Origin of the sequence: Pseudomonas sp. ANT_J28 (assembly GCF_008370005.1) — a bacterium.
Classification (GTDB): Bacteria; Pseudomonadota; Gammaproteobacteria; order Pseudomonadales; family Pseudomonadaceae; genus Aquipseudomonas; species Aquipseudomonas frigoris.
This window is the reverse complement of the sequence record NZ_VOBM01000040.1, coordinates 1-15,373: the sequence shown is the minus strand read 5'-3', so window position 1 is coordinate 15,373 and position 15,373 is coordinate 1. Positions and strand designations below refer to the sequence as shown.

Sequence of the window (15,373 nt, the reverse complement as noted above, 5' to 3'; positions counted from 1 at the left end):
TCACTATGGGTGATCAGACTTCAGTCTGTTCCGCCATTTCCAGGGCATCATCGACCTCGATCCCCAAGTACCTGACGGTGCTTTCAAGCTTCGTATGACCAAGCAGGAGTTGGACAGCTCTCAGGTTCTTCGTCCTGCGATAGATCAGCGATGCCTTGGTTCTCCGTAGCGTGTGAGTACCGTACATGGTTGGGTCAGGGCCAATGGCTGTCACCCACGCTTTGACTATTCGAGCGTATTGCCTGGTGGAGAGATGATCTGAGCCGTGCAACCGGGTCGGAAACAAGAAGTCCTCACTGCGCAGGTGGGCCTGATGCATCCAAGCCTCCAGAACCGTTCGGGTTTGCTCCGTGATTTCAAATTGCACAGGGTGGTGGGTTTTCTGCTGCATCACGATGGCCCGTGACGACACATGTTCTCCATGGGCTATATCTCGTACTCGCAGCTTGGTTAAGTCAGAGGCACGCAGTTTGCTGTCGATAGCCAAGTTGAAGAGTGCCAAATCTCGTGTCTTCTCCGCGAGCTGGAGTCTGACCCGAATGGCCCAGATATTTCTGACTCGAAGCGGTGCTTTCTGCCCGACAATCTTTCCCTTGTTCCAAGGCTGATGGCTGTGTGTGGCAATAGTGTTCATGTCTTGTCCTCCACGTTGATGGAGGACAAGGGTGGATCAGTCACAGGGAGTGAAGGGCGTTATCCGACCCAAAGCAGCCCTTGATGTATGTGTGTTGTCGCCATATGTTATTGGCATTCATGGAGGATTCTGACTGATGGCACGCGTGGGATTGATACTGACACCCGGTTTTGCGGACTGGGAATATGCTTTCATTGCTGGAACTGCGTCTCCGTTTTACGGGATCGACGTCAGGTTTTTCGCTTCTGCTACGGGGCAGTTCTGCTCGCAGGGTGGATTGGCTGTAACTGTCGATAGCAGTTTGCAACAATGTCTGGACTGGAAACCGGACGTTGTTGTCGTCATTGGAGGAATGGTCTGGGAACGTGCAGAAGCACCGGATATTCGAGAGTTTCTTCATGCTAGTCGTTCAAGTGGAGCGACAATTGCCGGTATCTGCGGGGGAACGCTGGCACTTGCGAGGGCCGGGCTTCTCGACACGGTTCCTCATACCTCGAACAGCGCTGACTTCTTACAACAGAATGCCGTAGGTTATGAAGGGCACACGCTTTATCAAAGCAGTCCAGTGGCTGTGGTTGCGGACCGCATCATAACTGCTCCAGGCCCTGCACCCGTTAGCTTCACCTGCGCAGTGTTCGAAGGTGCCGGGCTATCTTCAGAGATCATTTCTCAGTTCAGATCAATGTTGGCAGCGGAACATGGGTGACCGCCTCGTCCTAAAAAACAGCCGACCAGGTGATGTGTTCGAGTGACCGCTCATGGCCCAGGCCGTGTAAAAACGCATTCGTCACTTTGAAGTCAGCGTTACTACGTGAAATCTGGCGTCGACCGTTTGGTAAGTAGACCTGAAATTTGCGTAGGGACGCGATTTTTGGGCTGTTTTCGTCTGCCTCCGCAGATCGAAAACGTTTTTACACAGCCTCGGCCGATAGCAGTCGCTAACGGAAGGGGCATAACGGTCCTAGGACCACCATAAAAATTCCTACACAAACCTCGGAATCCCTTACCTTTCCCGCCGTTCTGATGAGGCCTATAGTCCATCTCGTCGCCCAAAATGGCGATTTCGGGTTTGGCGACCCGAGATACGAATGCGAGGGCCGCCTGCTCATTTGCAGGCGTCGTCGCAACTGCAAAACCGCTGTACTATGGCGGTTGCGCGCGGGAGACCTTCGGGTCTGCCGGTTTTCGTTCCCGGTTCGCCAACCTGCGCGCAACTGCCACCCTATTCGTTTGGCGACGATCTGTTGGCGGTCTCATCTAACTGAACGAGATCTCACCTATGGAAAGATACATGCCTCTCACCGGAATCGACCTGATCCCGGCCTCCCTGCTCATCGACACCCAAGCCCCACTCGACGTCCTGCAAGCCATGGCCGATTACCGCATCCGCACAGTCACGCAGGTGCTGGAGAACATCGCCTACCGCGGCGAACTCGGTTGCGACACGGTGGTGTTGAAAGACTTTTCTCAGCTGTTAGTCATTCCGTTACGCGACGGCTGTGACTTGATGGACGTGATCGGTCGACGCTTACGAGCGCAGGTGAAGGAGTAAGTAAAAACGGGCGCCTCAATGGGCGCCCGTTTTTCTACAATTACGGTATGTGCATAAACGCGGCTGACGGAGTCTTTCGTGAGCCCATTGACCGAAGTCATTTCACAAAAAATATGTGAAATAAAATGTGAAGATGATTCTTGTTTTAAGAGCCTACAAAACCTCTGGAGGCCAGTAAATTAGCGCCTCTTCATCAAGTCAGTATGTGAAATAAAATGTGAAGACTTTCATACGGTAAAAAGCGGCTATGTGCGGTCGGCCATGGTTAGGGCGATGGATTAAATGAGAACGGGCGCCACCAAGGCACCCGTTTTTTTGTGTTCATCATCAAAGTGGTTCACCCGCATCCAACAGACGGCTGACCTTCTCAGGAAGGCAAAGACCGCGTACCCGAGACGTTCAAGCAGGCCCTTGAAATGGCAATCAAGCCCTCCGTTTAGAGCAATACTCCACAATGAGCTGAGTGACCGCTGCCACAATCGCCTGATCCGCTTCAGATGAGGTGAACAGCCGACATTGCGCATCCGGCAAATCCGGCAACCCTTGTTCCACCCCAATAGCCGCCAATCCTTGCCCCAACTGACTGAGTGGCATGGGCGCTACCGCGAAGCCTGCCAGGGCCGCCGCCCGTAACCCGGCGGTGCTGCTGCATAACATTGCCGTGCGCTGGGCGATTCCCGCCTGCGCCAGCCTTGTCAGCGCGGCCTCGCGATAAGGGCACGGCTCGGGGAACAGGGCCAGCGGCAACGGCGTGGGTAACCGGGCGACGGGTTGCGCCGACCACGCCCACACCAGCGGTTCTTGCCATAGCAACAGCCCCGCTTCGCTGGTTTCGCACAGCGAACCGATGACCACCTCCAGATGCCCCTGCTTCATCAGCGCCAGTAACGTACCCGGAATGTTCACCTGCACCTCGATCTCCATCCCGGGGTACTGCGCGGCGAAATCCTGAACAGTGCGCAGTAATCGAGACTCGACAAAATCTTCAGACACCCCGATCCGCAGTCGCCCGTGAAACGGTGTGCGTGTCAGGTCTGTCCAGGCATCACGGTTCAGCGCGAGGATCGTGCGCGCATAAGAGACCAGGCGCTCGCCATCGGCCGTCAGTTGCTGGGAACGGGTGGTGCGCGTCAACAGGGGTTTACCAATCTGTTCTTCCAATCGCCGCACGTGGCCACTGACCGCCGACTGCGTCAGGTGCAACTTTTGGGCTGCACGGCTGAAGCCGTCTTCATCGACGACGGTGACAAATGTCTTGAGCAGCAGAGTATCGAACATAGTGTTATACGTGATCAATCGAGTAGTAATTTACGATTTATATTTCAAATACAACTATGTTGCAATGCTCTCACCTGCCCTGCCTCCCCCATCATTCAAGGTGTGCCATGACGACTCTTCTCCATATTCAGTGTTCTCCACGCAAGCAGCGTTCGGCTTCCCTTGAAGTCGCCCGCAGCTTCATTGCGCGTTATCAAGCAAATACCCCGGACACCGAAATCATCACCCTCGACCTCTGGAACATGGCTCTGCCGGAATTCGATGATCTGGCCATGGAGGCCAAATACGCCGGGCTCAATGGCACGCCGTTGACCCCCGCACAACAAGACGCCTGGAACACGTTAAAAGCGTTGGCAAGTCACCTGCACCGCGCGGATGTACTCGTGATGTCCGTACCGCTGTGGAATTTCAGCATCCCGTACAAACTCAAGCACTTCATCGACCTGGTATCGCAGAAAGATATCCTGTTCAGCGTTGACCCGGAACGCGGTCTGGAAGGCATGCTGCACAACAAACTCGCCGTGGTGATGTACGCCCGCGGCCTGGATTTTTCGGCGCAGTCGATCACACCGGCGGAGCGCTTCGACTTCCAGAAGCCCTACGTGGAAGCCTGGCTGAAATTTATCGGCGTCACGGATGTGCATTCGGTGATTGTGGAGAAAACCATCCTGGGGGAAGACGTTGATCGGCGCGCGCGTGAGGACGCGACTCAGCAGGCCAGGAACCTGGCAGACAGTTTGTCGCTGACGCTTCAGGCCAACTGCTGTTGAGGAAAGCCTTGACTTGAGACCGGCTAATGGGTGGTCCCTTTTGGTCCTGAGCTTACTCTTGCCGGACAATATCGACCGAGATCTCTACCGCCGCTATCGTGCCTCTGTTCTCAAGCCAGTGTGTGGTGTTCCTGTCCTCGGGCCAGCCCACTCCCGGCCCATAATCCGTGGCGACTCCATTTCGATGGTCAGTGATCGTTCCTTGCAGAATGTAGACGGTGCCGGGTCTGTCGATGTGGTTGTGAATAGGCCCAAAGACGCCTCCGGGCTCGATGGTCACCCTGCGCATTCTGAGTTGGCGCCCTGCCATACCCTCGATCTCAGGACCAAGATCAATCGTTGCAAGTAACGTCACCGTAACGCCTTTCGTCTCAGGTGCCACCTGTTCGTTGCTCATCGCGCGCTCCTCTCTGTATATACAGGGCCTAACTAGAAGTAGAGACCCTAAAAGGAGTGATCAGCCGGGAGGCGACAAAGGGTCGATTGCCGCCCTTCGCGACAGACAGTAACCGGACATTAGCGGTCGAAGCTGCATCGCATCGAGTACCGACTCATGCTCCCAGCACTAATCTACACTCCTGGCTAATGGTTCGATTAATGCTGCATCTGACATCGACAACGCAAGTAGATGTCCAACCTCCATCCCACTTCACTAGATAGAGGTTAGTTATGCCCGGCATCTCCATTCGAGCACTGCTCACCACAATCTTGCTCACGGCCTCCTGCTTATCAGGCGCCGCCGAGTCCACCGCAGGGAAAAGTACAGGAGAGAACGATATGTCCCACCCTTCTACATTGTCCTATGAAGTACTCGTTACTGACGGGGTAACTAGGGCGAGCGATAAGCGCCTACCCAATGGTGATCGCATCGTTTCATCGCCGATCACCTCAACCCTGATCTTCGGGAAAACCGACGCTGTGCTGATCGATCCGCCAATGAGCCGTGAGCAAACGCAAAAGGTCAGCGACTGGGTTGCGCAATCCGGCAAGCACTTGAAATACATCTACGTGACCCACGGACATGGCGATCACTGGTTCGGTACTGAACAGATCCTCGAGCGGTTCCCTGGGGCCACTGTATATGCCACCGAAGGCACGATCCGGCTCATGCACCAGCAGGCCACTGTTGGACGTGAAAAGGTATATGACAAGGACTTTCCCGGGCTCATTGGAAAGACCGATGTTATTGCTCAACCGATACCTGCTGAAGGCTTCACACTGGAGGGCAATACCATCCAGGCCATAGATGTCGGTCATACAGATACTGACGACACCACGGTGCTGCACGTGCCATCCATGGGACTGGTGGTGGCCGGCGACGTTGCCTACAACGGTGTACACCAATATCTCCTCGAAGGCGGCAACGGTGGTCTCCAAGCTTGGGTCAAGGCGATCGACCAAGTAGAAGCTTTGAAGCCGCGCATCGTTATTGCTGGGCACAAACAGAAAAGTCGTGCCGATGATCCAGTCATTCTGGAGCAGACCCGCCAATACCTGTTGGATGCCATAAAGCTACTCGCCGAGAAGCCGACCCCACGTGAGTTCTTCGACAAGATGATCAAACTCCACCCCGACCGCATCAATCAAGGACCGCTCTGGTACAGCGCTATCGGACTGCTCGGAACGCCGACTGCATCTTCAGGCGACGCCCCCCAGCCCAAGAATTAAACCTTTAGCCGTTTAGCTGAGGATCACCCCATGTCTACTTTTTTGACCCGTATAGTACTTCTCGCAAGCCTGGTTATAGCCCCATATTTCGCATCTGCGGCAGAAGAAAAAGTCACCTTCTCCGTTGAGGGAATGAACGTCGTCGGCACTCTGAACCTGCCCGACGGCGTTAAAAAGCCCCCAGTAATCCTGTTACTTCACAGTTTCGGGGGCAGTAGGGATGAGCTCATCATTCCGGCCGTCAATGAAGGTATTTTTGCCCGTGCCGCACGTCTTTGGGCCGAACAAGGAATTGCCAGTCTCCGTATCGATTACCGCTTTGATGGTGACAGTGATGGTGCCAAGACCGACGGCACACTCGATTCGGATGTTGTGGATGGGCTGGCTGCGCTCGACTATCTAGCCAAATCCAAGCGCGTCGATGCCAGCCGCATGGCGCTTGTTGGATGGAGCATGGGCGGAGCAGTTGGTGCGGCTGTAGCAGGACGGACCCCGCATAAACTCGACGCGGTCGCACTCTGGAACCCCGCGACCAATATGGGAGCCGCTTTCCCGCTGCTGTGGGGCGCCGAGAAGATCAAGGAAGCGTTGCACAGCGGTGACACCCCCGTCGCACTGGCATTACCTGCTGGTGGCGAGGTCAAGCTTAAATCCGCGTTCTTCGTCAGCTTGATGACCCTCGATGCCGCCGCCGAGATCACCCGTTACAAGGGTCCACTGCTCGTCGCGGTCGGCACTAACGACGACATCGTTTCTCCGCAGCCAACCCTCGGGAAAAGCTTTATCAGCTATCACCCTGGAAAACATGAGTTGCTTGTCCGGCCGATGGATCACTTCTTCAACATGAGCAAAGACGAGAAGCAGATCGACGAGCTGATTTCGACGACCGCCACCTTCGTCAAGAAGCACATTCACTGATCCCGGTATCCCCGACTATTTCAAGTGCTTGCCCCCCCTTGCCCGTTGACTAACGACTGGCAAGAGGCTTAGTCGCCCTCGGAAAACACTAAACAACGAAACACCCGCTGAACGATTTAGCCCATCTGTTGCGTCGACCGGTTGAATCCACAGTCGGAAGCAGTCGGTCGCGAATAGCTGCTTCCGGCCGATTGTGTTGAAAAAGTCGGTCCTTCCAGACTGCCCGCGTACTGACTGCTGAAAACGCCTTTTTTGCGCGCAGCTACGCGAAATTTGGGCCCGGGAACCCTCTGCTCAAAGTAAAGATTTCAATCTCAAGCGCGTACTTTTCTGCCGTGGAAACCATGGCCGACTTTTTCAACAGAATCGGCCAAAAGCCGCCAGTCAGGGTATCTACCAAAAGTGGGCGATTCACTTAGCGCCAAGCTATCAAGCAACGTCAAACAAGTAACGTCAAACAAGTAACGTCAAAAACCCAGTCATTTAGCGAATTCCTCGCGATTGGATTTTTTCATGGCGTGAAGTGTAAAGTGCAAAAGGTGTCCTAGACTACAGGCTTAAATGGTCTGATTTTTTGAGTTTTTCACCGCTGCAACTACTGGATTTTTATATGAATTCAGACGGTCTTCAGACGCAGCACTGCATTTATCAAATGCCCTCTATCGACCCAAGAGCGGGATGCCAATATGAATAGTAGTTCCGTAGCGGGTTCTCGATTCAGCGTACTTGATGGATGGCGCGGCATCAGCATCTTGCTTGTCTTGGCGTGTCACCTGCTACCACTTGGCCCAAAGCCTTGGCAATTTAATGCCGCCGCAGGCGTTATGGGAATGGCTATATTCTTTACGCTATCGGGTTTCCTGATAACAAATTTTCTGCTCAACAACAGCAGCGTCGTTGATTTTTTAATCCGCAGAATCTTTCGGGTTGTGCCTCTCGCCTGGTTGTACATGGTCATTGCTTTACCTGTCATGGACAGCACTTCGGATTTCTACATCGCAAACTTTCTGTTCGTTGCCAACTGGCCCCCTATGTGGCTTGGCAGTGTAAACGGCCACCTATGGAGTTTGTGCATGGAGGTCCAGTTTTATTTCGCCATCGCTTTACTGGTAGTTCTGATGAGAAACAAGTGGGCAGTGCTAATCCCTTGTCTCTGCATCGCCGTCACGATGTACCGAGTCATGAATGATGTCCATGTCGCAATCAACACTTATTACCGCATTGATGAAATACTTTCCGGGTCCATACTTGCACTGATATACAACAATAGGCTGGGCAACATCCTTGCCAAACTTCCGACACAAACGGGGATCGCACAAATATCTTTGTTCCTCCTGTTTGTCTTGTCCTGTCATCCCGATGCGGGCTTCATGAACTACTTCCGCCCCTATCTTGCCGCAGCAATGGTGGGAAGCACGTTAATCAATAGCCGGACACGAGTTGCCCAGATTCTGAATAATCGCGTTTTATTTTATATCGCCACCATCTCGTACGCTCTCTACGTTGTTCATCCGCTGCTAATACATACTTGGCTAGGTAGCGGAGACACCGTCATAAAATATTTGAAGCGCCCTTTGTTGTTCGCCGCAATTTTTCTCACCGCGCATATCTCGACCTTCTATTATGAAAAATGGTGGATTGCTTTTGGTAAGAGATTTGCCAAGAAAGTAGCTAGCCAATCTGTTATATCGACCGGTTGAATCCACAGTCGATTGCGGTCCTTCACGATAGGAAGCCATCGGCCAAATGCGGACGGTCGCCCCCGCTAAAAAGCCTGTACTTTGGAAGATATTTTTTGGTAGTTGTCAGGCTTTTTCACCAACTCACAGCAGTTTGTCCTTCCGCAGCTGCTTGATCAGTCGTTCCGTCTCACACATTTCACCGAGAAATTCCTGATCATAATGACTGGTGGTTTCCAGGTAGCCTCGTGTGCAGTTCAAGAGCCCCTTCAAGCTCACCTCCAGTTTTTGTTTTGAGCCACAAGCTTGCCTCGTACCGCTTTAAGTAATCAGCTACAACGACTTCATCAGACGCGATGTATTTGTCTCGAATAGCAGCGATAGTTTTTTCGATTTGCTGGTTCACATCCCGCAATCTGTCTGAAAGCACCTTTTACTCCCGCTACTATTCACTGAATGGTCCCTGGATTTTATAGACACAAATGAACGACAGCTACGGGCCTTTCTGACACTCTCCGCGTCGCACAGCAGCTATCGACGCTGCTTGCGCAAGTCGCCCCGTCTCCAGCTAGACGCGCCAAAATCCCCGACCTTAAGGATGGCTTTCCAAACGCCAAAATCACAGCTAATGTAATAATAACTACAAAATAAATAGCGCTCTCTACATGAAAAACTGGCTGACACTGATTCTCGCTTTACCCACCGCGAATGCCACTGAACGCATGCGAGCCTGGCGTGCTCTGAAAGCCTCAGGTGCAGCGGTTTTGCGCGATGGTGCCTATCTGTTGCCTGATACCGGTGTCTGTCGTGAAGCTCTAACGTCTGTCGAGCGCGACATCCTTTCTATCAATGGCACTGTTTACATCCTGCCCGTGGTCGATCCGGAGGGTGAGCGCTTTGTCGAGTTATTCAACCGTAGCGATGACTACAGCAAGCTACGCGCAGAGATTGACGAGTGCCGTGGGCAGCTCAATCCTGAAAACGCATTGGCCACCACCAAACAAATTCGCAAGCTGCGCAAAAACTACGATCAGCTCACCCACATCGATTACTTTCCAGGTACGCCCAAGGAACAGATTGATTCAGCCTTGCAGGACCTTGAGACGGCTGCCAGCAGAGCGTTGTCTGCGGATGAACCCCATAGCCGCGACGAGCCCATAACGGTACTCAACCGTGGTGACTATCAAAGTCGTATCTGGGCAACACGTAAACGTCCGTGGGTTGACCGTCTGGCTTGTGCCTGGTTGATTCGGCGCTTCATTGATCCTCAAGCTCAGATCCTCTGGCTGAATACTCCACATGACTGTCCGGCAGACGCGCTGGGCTTCGACTTCGATGATGCGACCTTCAGTCATGTCGGCAATCGCGTGACCTTCGAAACCCTGCAAGCCAGTTTTGAGCTTCAAGAACCCGGCCTGAACCGCATCGCGGCCTTGGTGCACTACCTCGATATCGGCGGTATTCAGCCTTTGGAGGCTGCAGGCATCGAGCGCGTGCTGGCAGGACTGCGCGAAACCATTACCCATGACGACCACTTACTGGCTGCTGCTAGCGTCATATTCGACGGCCTGCTCGCCGAGTTTGTGAAAGAGGAACAACCCAATGAGTAAGGTGTTGGCATCAACGGTTGAGGGGGGTCTACCGAGGCCGGAGGCGATCAGCTTGCGTGAAGCATTCTGGTTCTGGTTGAAGCTCGGCTTCATCAGTTTCGGCGGGCCAGCAGGACAAATTTCGATCATGCACCAGGAATTGGTAGAACGTCGGCGCTGGATCTCCGAACGACGCTTTCTCCATGCGCTCAACTATTGCATGTTGCTGCCTGGGCCAGAGGCTCAGCAATTGGCAACCTACATCGGCTGGCTGATGCATCGAACCTGGGGCGGAGTGATCGCCGGAGTGTTGTTTGTGCTGCCCTCACTGTTCATCCTCATCGCTTTGTCGTGGATGTACATCGCGTTCGGCGAAGTGCCTGTGGTGGCCGGCCTCTTCTATGGGATCAAGCCTGCCGTGACGGCCATCGTCGTGCAGGCGGCACATAGGATCGGCACTCGGGCGCTGAAGAATAATTGGCTGTGGGCGATAGCAGCAGCTTCATTTACCGCGATCTTCGCGTTCAATGTTCCTTTCCCGCTGATCGTATTGGGGGCAGCGTTAATCGGCTATGTCGGAGGGCGTCTGGCGCCTGAGAAGTTCAGAACCGGGGGCCATAGCGCTGCCAAAAAGTCCTTCGGCCCAGCCTTGATCGATGACGACACCCCGCCCCCGGAACATGCCCGGTTCAGCTGGCTCAAGCTGGCGTCACTCGCCCTGACTGGCGCCGCGTTGTGGGCTTTGCCGATGGGTATTTTGATCGCCCTCTTTGGTTGGGAAGGCACCTTGACCCAGATGGGCTGGTTCTTTACCAAGGCCGCGTTGCTGACTTTTGGCGGGGCCTATGCAGTCCTCCCGTATGTCTATCAAGGTGCGGTCGGTCACTATGGCTGGCTTACCCCGACTCAGATGATCGACGGTTTGGCACTGGGGGAAACCACACCGGGGCCGCTGATCATGGTGGTGGCCTTCGTCGGCTTTGTTGGAGCGTACGTCTCACAAGTGTTCGGCGCCGATCATGTATTTCTGGCCGGCGCTGTCGCAGCCACCTTGGTGACATGGTTCACCTTCCTGCCCTCGTTCCTGTTCATCCTTGCCGGTGGCCCACTGGTAGAATCGACCCACAACGAACTCAAATTCACTGCACCGCTTACTGCAATCACAGCGGCGGTGGTTGGAGTGATCCTCAATCTGGCATGTTTCTTCGGCTATCACGTGCTGTGGCCGCAAGGCTTCAGCGGCATCCTCGACTGGCCCTCTGCACTGATTGCCATTTTGGCGGCAATTGCCTTGTTCCGCTTCAAACGGGGCGTCATTCAGGTGCTGATGGCTTGCGCGCTTGTCGGCTTGGCGGTGCATCTGCTGCGCTAGAAAGCACAGTGAGGGACGAAGCAAAATGCGAGGTGATCCGTTTGGGTTACCTCGGAAATCAATCCTTGTGACTTGTTGGATGTGATCGGCCGACGCTTACGGGTTCAAGCAGCGGAACAAACGAAAACGGGCGCCTTGTCGGGCGCCCGTTTTGTTGAGTCTGTTGTACTTCCCTATCAGCCGTTATGGCTGATCAGTGCGATTTTTTCGATACCGACGTCCCGGCTTTGCTCAACCCTTTCGCATTGTGATCGCCTGGTGTCGAGGTCGAGATTGCACTGGCTTTGGCCACGCCGCGAGTATCTTTGGAATGGGCGATGCCTGAAGTCGTTTGGCCATGACCGCGATCACTATTGCGTTCACTGCCATAGTGGTTTCCGCTTTCACCACGGTCGCGAACAGCCTTGCCGGCATGATCGCTGCTCAGTCCATTGCCGCGGCCATTACTGGTAGAGCCACCGGAGTGATCTGAACCGCTGTGACCGTCGCCTGTACCGCCGCCGTGGCCACCGCCATTACCACCTCCGTTGCCTCCCCCATTACCACCTCCGTTACCGCCGCCACCACCACCACCACCACCACCACCACCACCACCACCACCACCGTCTTTCGCATAGGCGGAGTTCATGATGGACAGGTCAGCAGGGAGTAATGGGGCGGCCGCAAGCATCAGGGCGCAGGACATTACAGCAACGAGACTCTTATTCTTTAAAAGCATGATTGCTTCCGTAAGGTTGGTTGATATCGCGAGACTTATGACGCATTAAGCCCCAGACAGTTCAAGTCCTGCGACCGACGGATGCTGCCAGCGCTAGCGTGCAGCGCTCCGGGTACCCGCGAACGCACTCGTGCCAAGCCAGCGCCACAAACTTTCCGCATCCTTCACCGCGCCATCTACACGCAGCTCTCGCGACTGAAGAACCTCGCGCGGTGTGCGGTCGCCCGTCCAAACCTCGGTCAACGCGCGCACGCTGGAGTCCACGACGAGCGTCAGTTCGCGTCCGGGGTCGTCGCGACACAGGTCTGCCACGCCCTGTTCAACCACGAGCCACCACGCTTGTTCGCCGGGCCGCGCGTCGCGAAATTTGAACTGGATGACCACCGGTCGGGACGGGAACGTTTCGATGCGCACGAACCGGCGCACGTCCCACATGAGCAGGCCCGCGTCGAGTTCGTCATCGCGAAGGCGACTGCCGATCCAGCGCGCGCCCCAATGCCCCAGAGCCATGATGATAGGACGCAACTCCTCGCCCGCCTCGGTCAGGCTGTACTCCCAGACTTTGCCGGTGGCCGTGCGGTGCACGACGCCGATTTCTTCCAAATGCCGCAGACGTTGTGCCAGCAGGTTGGTGGACATCCGTGGCACGCCGCGGTGCAGTTCATTGAAGCGCATACTGCCGCACAGCAACTCGCGCACGACCAAGGGTGTCCAGCGCTCGCACAGGGCTTCAGCACCGCGCGCGACCGTGCAGAACTGACCGTAGCTTTCGTCCATTGCCTTGGCTCCGCAATTACAACGCTTCAGATTCTGAACTAGCCCCGCCACTTCGCCACGCGCACGCTGAAACCTCGAAAGCCAAATACCAAAGGAGCACGCCATGACTAAGGTAGCCATCATTCAGCGCCCGCCCGTGCTGCTCGATCGCAGCGCGACGATCGCCCGGGCCGTGCAATCGGTAGATGAGGCAGCGGCGGCGGGAGCCTCGCTGATCGTTTTGCCCGAATCGTTCATTCCAGGTTACCCGTCGTGGATCTGGCGGTTGGCGGCGGGAAAGGATGGGGCTGTAATGGGCCAGTTGCACACGCGGCTGCTGGCCAACGCCGTCGATATCACCAACGGTGACCTGAGCCAATTGTGCGAGGCCGCCAGGGTTCACGCCGTGACGATCGTTTGCGGCATCAATGAATGCGCCCGGCGCAATGGTGGCGGCACGCTCTATAACAGCGTAGTCGTTATCGGCGCGAACGGCGCCGTGCTCAACCGCCACCGCAAGCTGATGCCAACCAATCCCGAGCGCATGGTGCATGGCTTCGGTGATGCCTCCGGGTTGCGCACGGTCGATACACCAGTCGGTCGCGTGGGTGCGCTCATCTGCTGGGAAAACTACATGCCGCTGGCACGCTATTCTCTGTATGCCCAAGGGGTGGAAATCTACGTCGCCCCCACGTACGACACGGGCGAGGGCTGGATCAGCACGATGCGCCACATTGCTCTCGAAGGCCGCTGTTGGGTGCTCGGCAGCGGCACCGTGCTGCGCGGCAGTGACATCCCCGACGACTTCCCGGCTCGTGCGCAACTGTTTCCCGATCCGGATGAATGGATCAACGACGGCGACTCGGTAGTGGTCAGTCCTCAAGGCCGGATCGTGGCCGGTCCATTACACCGAGAGGCAGGCATTCTGTATGCGGACATCGACGTCGCACTCGTGGCGCCGGCGCGGCGGGCGCTCGACGTCACCGGGCATTACGCGCGCCCTGACATTTTCGACCTGCAGGTGCGGCGCACGCCGGCGACAGCGGTGCGCTATATCGACGAGTGAAGTCCGGCGGTATCGCCTGACCATTGATCAAGGAGTCACGCCATGAGCATTGAACGGTCTTACAAGGGCATTTGTTTTTGCGGCGCAGTCGAGTTCACCGTCAGTGGCGAGCCGGTCGGAATGGGCTACTGCCATTGCGAGTCGTGTCGGCATTGGTCAGCAGGACCGGTCAATGCCTTCACGCTGTGGAAACCCGAGGCGGTGCAAGTGACTCGGGGTGCTGACAACATCGGCACCTACAACAAGACACAGCGGAGTTTCCGCAAGTGGTGCAAGACCTGCGGCGGGCACATTTTCACTGAACACCCGGGGATGGGGCTGATCGATGTGTATGCCGCGGTCATCCCGGATCTCGCGTATTCGCCAGGCGTTCACGTCCACTATCAGGAGACCGTGCTGCGCATCAAGGATGGATTGCCCAAGCTGAAGGATGTCCCCAACGAATTAGGGGGATCGGGCATCAGCGTGGACGAATAGCGCTGGTTGCGCCGGTTGCCACCTGTTCGGCAGCAACTCGGCATTTTCATGGGCAGCCGCGTCAGAACAGCTTTCAAATTGGCATATGGATCATGCCCATTAATCAAAAGCACCGTTGAGCACTTCATAGATAAGCCCGGTTGCCAGCGCGACCAGTATCAAGTCGGCGCCAACTTGCTGCCATTCATATCCATCATAATGAGGCAGCCTACCGATCAACCGACCATCCAGCTTTTTGGCAATCCCCGGTGGGAGCGGCTTGCCTCGCGCGAGGTTCTTTTGGATGCCGGGTGGCAATGCAGGTCCGGGGCTCCAGTAGTCCCGATACCCGCCAATAATCCCAAGAACGCTTCCGCGATTGATGCTTGGGCCATTATCCCAATCGCCACCCCCGGAATTTTTGCCTTTGCCTCCCTGACCTCCCTGGTTCCCATGAACCTGGCTGTTTTGCGGGTTTCCCTTGCCGTTTCCCTGGCCCTTTCCATTTCCAGGATCGGCCAATGCAGTCACTGAACCGGAAACCAGCGCAAGGGATGTAATAGCTGCAATCAATGAGCGAGATCTGAGCATGAGTCGTTCCTTCGGGGTGGCGGGACATCTTTCTGTAATTTAGACGCTGTCGGTGATGTGGGTTCCATTTCCTCCCATCGACACCCAAGCCGCACGGCCGGTTTGCGCGGCAACTACCCGCCGAAGGCGTGCGCTCTTTGATTTGGCCATCGACAGTAATCTACGTGCCTGCGACCAGGCTGCGTGTGCGGGAGTCAGCTAGGGAAACTCTGAAAAAGACATCCAGATTTGGTGAAATACGCACCTCGCACAAACTGAGCGGTTGAACCCCGATGAAACAGATGTCCTTCGCCGATGCCGAATATGCCGGAAAACGTAAGCAGACC

General features: G+C 55.4%; 16 protein-coding genes. 10 read left to right on the top strand and 6 right to left on the bottom strand.

Annotation, left to right across the window (positions count from 1 at the left end; genetic code table 11):
* Window positions 1-13: 13 nt before the first annotated feature.
* Window positions 14-634, bottom strand: a complete 621-nt coding sequence (locus FQ187_RS23595) for a tyrosine-type recombinase/integrase (protein WP_149631313.1) — start codon at window positions 632-634, stop codon at window positions 14-16.
* Window positions 635-770: 136 nt separating this feature from the next.
* On the opposite strand from FQ187_RS23595, the gene FQ187_RS23590 reads away from it, so the two are divergent.
* Both FQ187_RS23590 and FQ187_RS23580 read left to right on the top strand, forming a co-directional pair.
* Complete coding sequence (locus FQ187_RS23590; RefSeq protein ID WP_149631312.1) at window positions 771-1,340, top strand: DJ-1/PfpI family protein; 570 nt, start codon at window positions 771-773, stop codon at window positions 1,338-1,340.
* A gap of 573 nt (window positions 1,341-1,913) precedes the next feature.
* Window positions 1,914-2,186 carry a hypothetical protein gene (locus FQ187_RS23580; RefSeq protein ID WP_149631310.1) on the top strand — a complete coding sequence of 91 codons (273 nt, stop codon included), beginning with the start codon at window positions 1,914-1,916 and terminating at the stop codon, window positions 2,184-2,186.
* Window positions 2,187-2,609: 423 nt separating this feature from the next.
* On the opposite strand, the gene FQ187_RS23575 is transcribed toward FQ187_RS23580, so the two are convergent.
* Window positions 2,610-3,464: a LysR substrate-binding domain-containing protein gene (locus tag FQ187_RS23575; protein WP_149631309.1), complete on the bottom strand. Its 855-nt coding sequence runs from the start codon at window positions 3,462-3,464 to the stop codon at window positions 2,610-2,612.
* 107 nt (window positions 3,465-3,571) lie between these two features.
* Here FQ187_RS23575 and FQ187_RS23570 point away from each other — a divergent pair, with 107 nt between their 5' ends.
* The gene (locus FQ187_RS23570; protein WP_149631308.1) at window positions 3,572-4,234 is read left to right on the top strand and encodes an FMN-dependent NADH-azoreductase; all 663 of its coding nucleotides are present in this window, start codon (window positions 3,572-3,574) and stop codon (window positions 4,232-4,234) included.
* A 52-nt stretch (window positions 4,235-4,286) separates the two neighbouring features.
* Here the strand turns inward: FQ187_RS23570 and FQ187_RS23565 are convergent, their stop codons facing one another.
* Window positions 4,287-4,631: a cupin domain-containing protein gene (locus tag FQ187_RS23565; RefSeq protein WP_140683607.1), complete on the bottom strand. Its 345-nt coding sequence runs from the start codon at window positions 4,629-4,631 to the stop codon at window positions 4,287-4,289.
* 272 nt (window positions 4,632-4,903) lie between these two features.
* Between FQ187_RS23565 and FQ187_RS23560 the strand changes: the two genes are divergently transcribed.
* From FQ187_RS23560 to chrA, 5 genes are all read left to right on the top strand, one after another.
* Window positions 4,904-5,902 (top strand): MBL fold metallo-hydrolase, encoded by a 999-nt coding sequence (locus FQ187_RS23560; RefSeq protein ID WP_218580708.1) that lies wholly within the window; start codon window positions 4,904-4,906, stop codon window positions 5,900-5,902.
* Between the two features lie 30 nt (window positions 5,903-5,932).
* Window positions 5,933-6,820, top strand: coding sequence for a S9 family peptidase (locus FQ187_RS23555; protein ID WP_149631307.1), 888 nt, complete (start codon window positions 5,933-5,935; stop codon window positions 6,818-6,820).
* A gap of 686 nt (window positions 6,821-7,506) precedes the next feature.
* Window positions 7,507-8,520 (top strand): acyltransferase, encoded by a 1,014-nt coding sequence (locus FQ187_RS23550; RefSeq protein ID WP_149631306.1) that lies wholly within the window; start codon window positions 7,507-7,509, stop codon window positions 8,518-8,520.
* 644 nt (window positions 8,521-9,164) lie between these two features.
* Window positions 9,165-10,109: a chromate resistance protein ChrB domain-containing protein gene (locus tag FQ187_RS23545; protein WP_149631305.1), complete on the top strand. Its 945-nt coding sequence runs from the start codon at window positions 9,165-9,167 to the stop codon at window positions 10,107-10,109.
* On the top strand, window positions 10,102-11,460 hold the full coding sequence (gene chrA / locus FQ187_RS23540) for a chromate efflux transporter (RefSeq protein WP_149631304.1): 1,359 nt from the start codon (window positions 10,102-10,104) through the stop codon (window positions 11,458-11,460). Before FQ187_RS23545 ends, chrA begins: the two co-directional genes overlap by 8 nt.
* A gap of 193 nt (window positions 11,461-11,653) precedes the next feature.
* Here chrA and FQ187_RS30030 read toward each other — a convergent pair whose 3' ends face one another.
* Window positions 11,654-12,178, bottom strand: a complete 525-nt coding sequence (locus FQ187_RS30030; protein WP_178122754.1) for a hypothetical protein — start codon at window positions 12,176-12,178, stop codon at window positions 11,654-11,656.
* Between the two features lie 93 nt (window positions 12,179-12,271).
* Window positions 12,272-12,955, bottom strand: coding sequence for a helix-turn-helix domain-containing protein (locus tag FQ187_RS23530; RefSeq protein ID WP_149631303.1), 684 nt, complete (start codon window positions 12,953-12,955; stop codon window positions 12,272-12,274).
* Between the two features lie 103 nt (window positions 12,956-13,058).
* Between FQ187_RS23530 and FQ187_RS23525 the strand changes: the two genes are divergently transcribed.
* Together FQ187_RS23525 and FQ187_RS23520 are read left to right on the top strand one after the other, a co-directional pair.
* Window positions 13,059-14,000: a carbon-nitrogen hydrolase family protein gene (locus FQ187_RS23525; RefSeq protein WP_149631302.1), complete on the top strand. Its 942-nt coding sequence runs from the start codon at window positions 13,059-13,061 to the stop codon at window positions 13,998-14,000.
* 42 nt (window positions 14,001-14,042) lie between these two features.
* On the top strand, window positions 14,043-14,477 hold the full coding sequence (locus FQ187_RS23520; protein ID WP_149631301.1) for a GFA family protein: 435 nt from the start codon (window positions 14,043-14,045) through the stop codon (window positions 14,475-14,477).
* 99 nt (window positions 14,478-14,576) lie between these two features.
* Here the strand turns inward: FQ187_RS23520 and FQ187_RS23515 are convergent, their stop codons facing one another.
* Window positions 14,577-15,047 (bottom strand): anti-virulence regulator CigR family protein, encoded by a 471-nt coding sequence (locus FQ187_RS23515; RefSeq protein WP_149631300.1) that lies wholly within the window; start codon window positions 15,045-15,047, stop codon window positions 14,577-14,579.
* Window positions 15,048-15,373: the final 326 nt, after the last annotated feature.

Excerpts from the sequence above, each read along its gene's own strand:
- chrA (WP_149631304.1), top strand. The coding sequence starts at position 10,102 with ATGAGTAAGGTGTTGGCATCAACGGTTGAGGGGGGTCTACCGAGGCCG.
- FQ187_RS23520 (WP_149631301.1), top strand. The coding sequence starts at position 14,043 with ATGAGCATTGAACGGTCTTACAAGGGCATTTGTTTTTGCGGCGCAGTC.
- FQ187_RS23560 (WP_218580708.1), top strand. The coding sequence starts at position 4,904 with ATGCCCGGCATCTCCATTCGAGCACTGCTCACCACAATCTTGCTCACG.
- FQ187_RS23565 (WP_140683607.1), bottom strand. The coding sequence starts at position 4,631 with ATGAGCAACGAACAGGTGGCACCTGAGACGAAAGGCGTTACGGTGACG.
- FQ187_RS23590 (WP_149631312.1), top strand. The coding sequence starts at position 771 with ATGGCACGCGTGGGATTGATACTGACACCCGGTTTTGCGGACTGGGAA.
- FQ187_RS23580 (WP_149631310.1), top strand. The coding sequence starts at position 1,914 with ATGGAAAGATACATGCCTCTCACCGGAATCGACCTGATCCCGGCCTCC.
- FQ187_RS23595 (WP_149631313.1), bottom strand. The coding sequence starts at position 634 with ATGAACACTATTGCCACACACAGCCATCAGCCTTGGAACAAGGGAAAG.
- FQ187_RS23525 (WP_149631302.1), top strand. The coding sequence starts at position 13,059 with ATGACTAAGGTAGCCATCATTCAGCGCCCGCCCGTGCTGCTCGATCGC.
- FQ187_RS30030 (WP_178122754.1), bottom strand. The coding sequence starts at position 12,178 with ATGCTTTTAAAGAATAAGAGTCTCGTTGCTGTAATGTCCTGCGCCCTG.
- FQ187_RS23530 (WP_149631303.1), bottom strand. The coding sequence starts at position 12,955 with ATGGACGAAAGCTACGGTCAGTTCTGCACGGTCGCGCGCGGTGCTGAA.
- FQ187_RS23570 (WP_149631308.1), top strand. The coding sequence starts at position 3,572 with ATGACGACTCTTCTCCATATTCAGTGTTCTCCACGCAAGCAGCGTTCG.
- FQ187_RS23555 (WP_149631307.1), top strand. The coding sequence starts at position 5,933 with ATGTCTACTTTTTTGACCCGTATAGTACTTCTCGCAAGCCTGGTTATA.
- FQ187_RS23515 (WP_149631300.1), bottom strand. The coding sequence starts at position 15,047 with ATGCTCAGATCTCGCTCATTGATTGCAGCTATTACATCCCTTGCGCTG.
- FQ187_RS23550 (WP_149631306.1), top strand. The coding sequence starts at position 7,507 with ATGAATAGTAGTTCCGTAGCGGGTTCTCGATTCAGCGTACTTGATGGA.
- FQ187_RS23545 (WP_149631305.1), top strand. The coding sequence starts at position 9,165 with ATGAAAAACTGGCTGACACTGATTCTCGCTTTACCCACCGCGAATGCC.
- FQ187_RS23575 (WP_149631309.1), bottom strand. The coding sequence starts at position 3,464 with ATGTTCGATACTCTGCTGCTCAAGACATTTGTCACCGTCGTCGATGAA.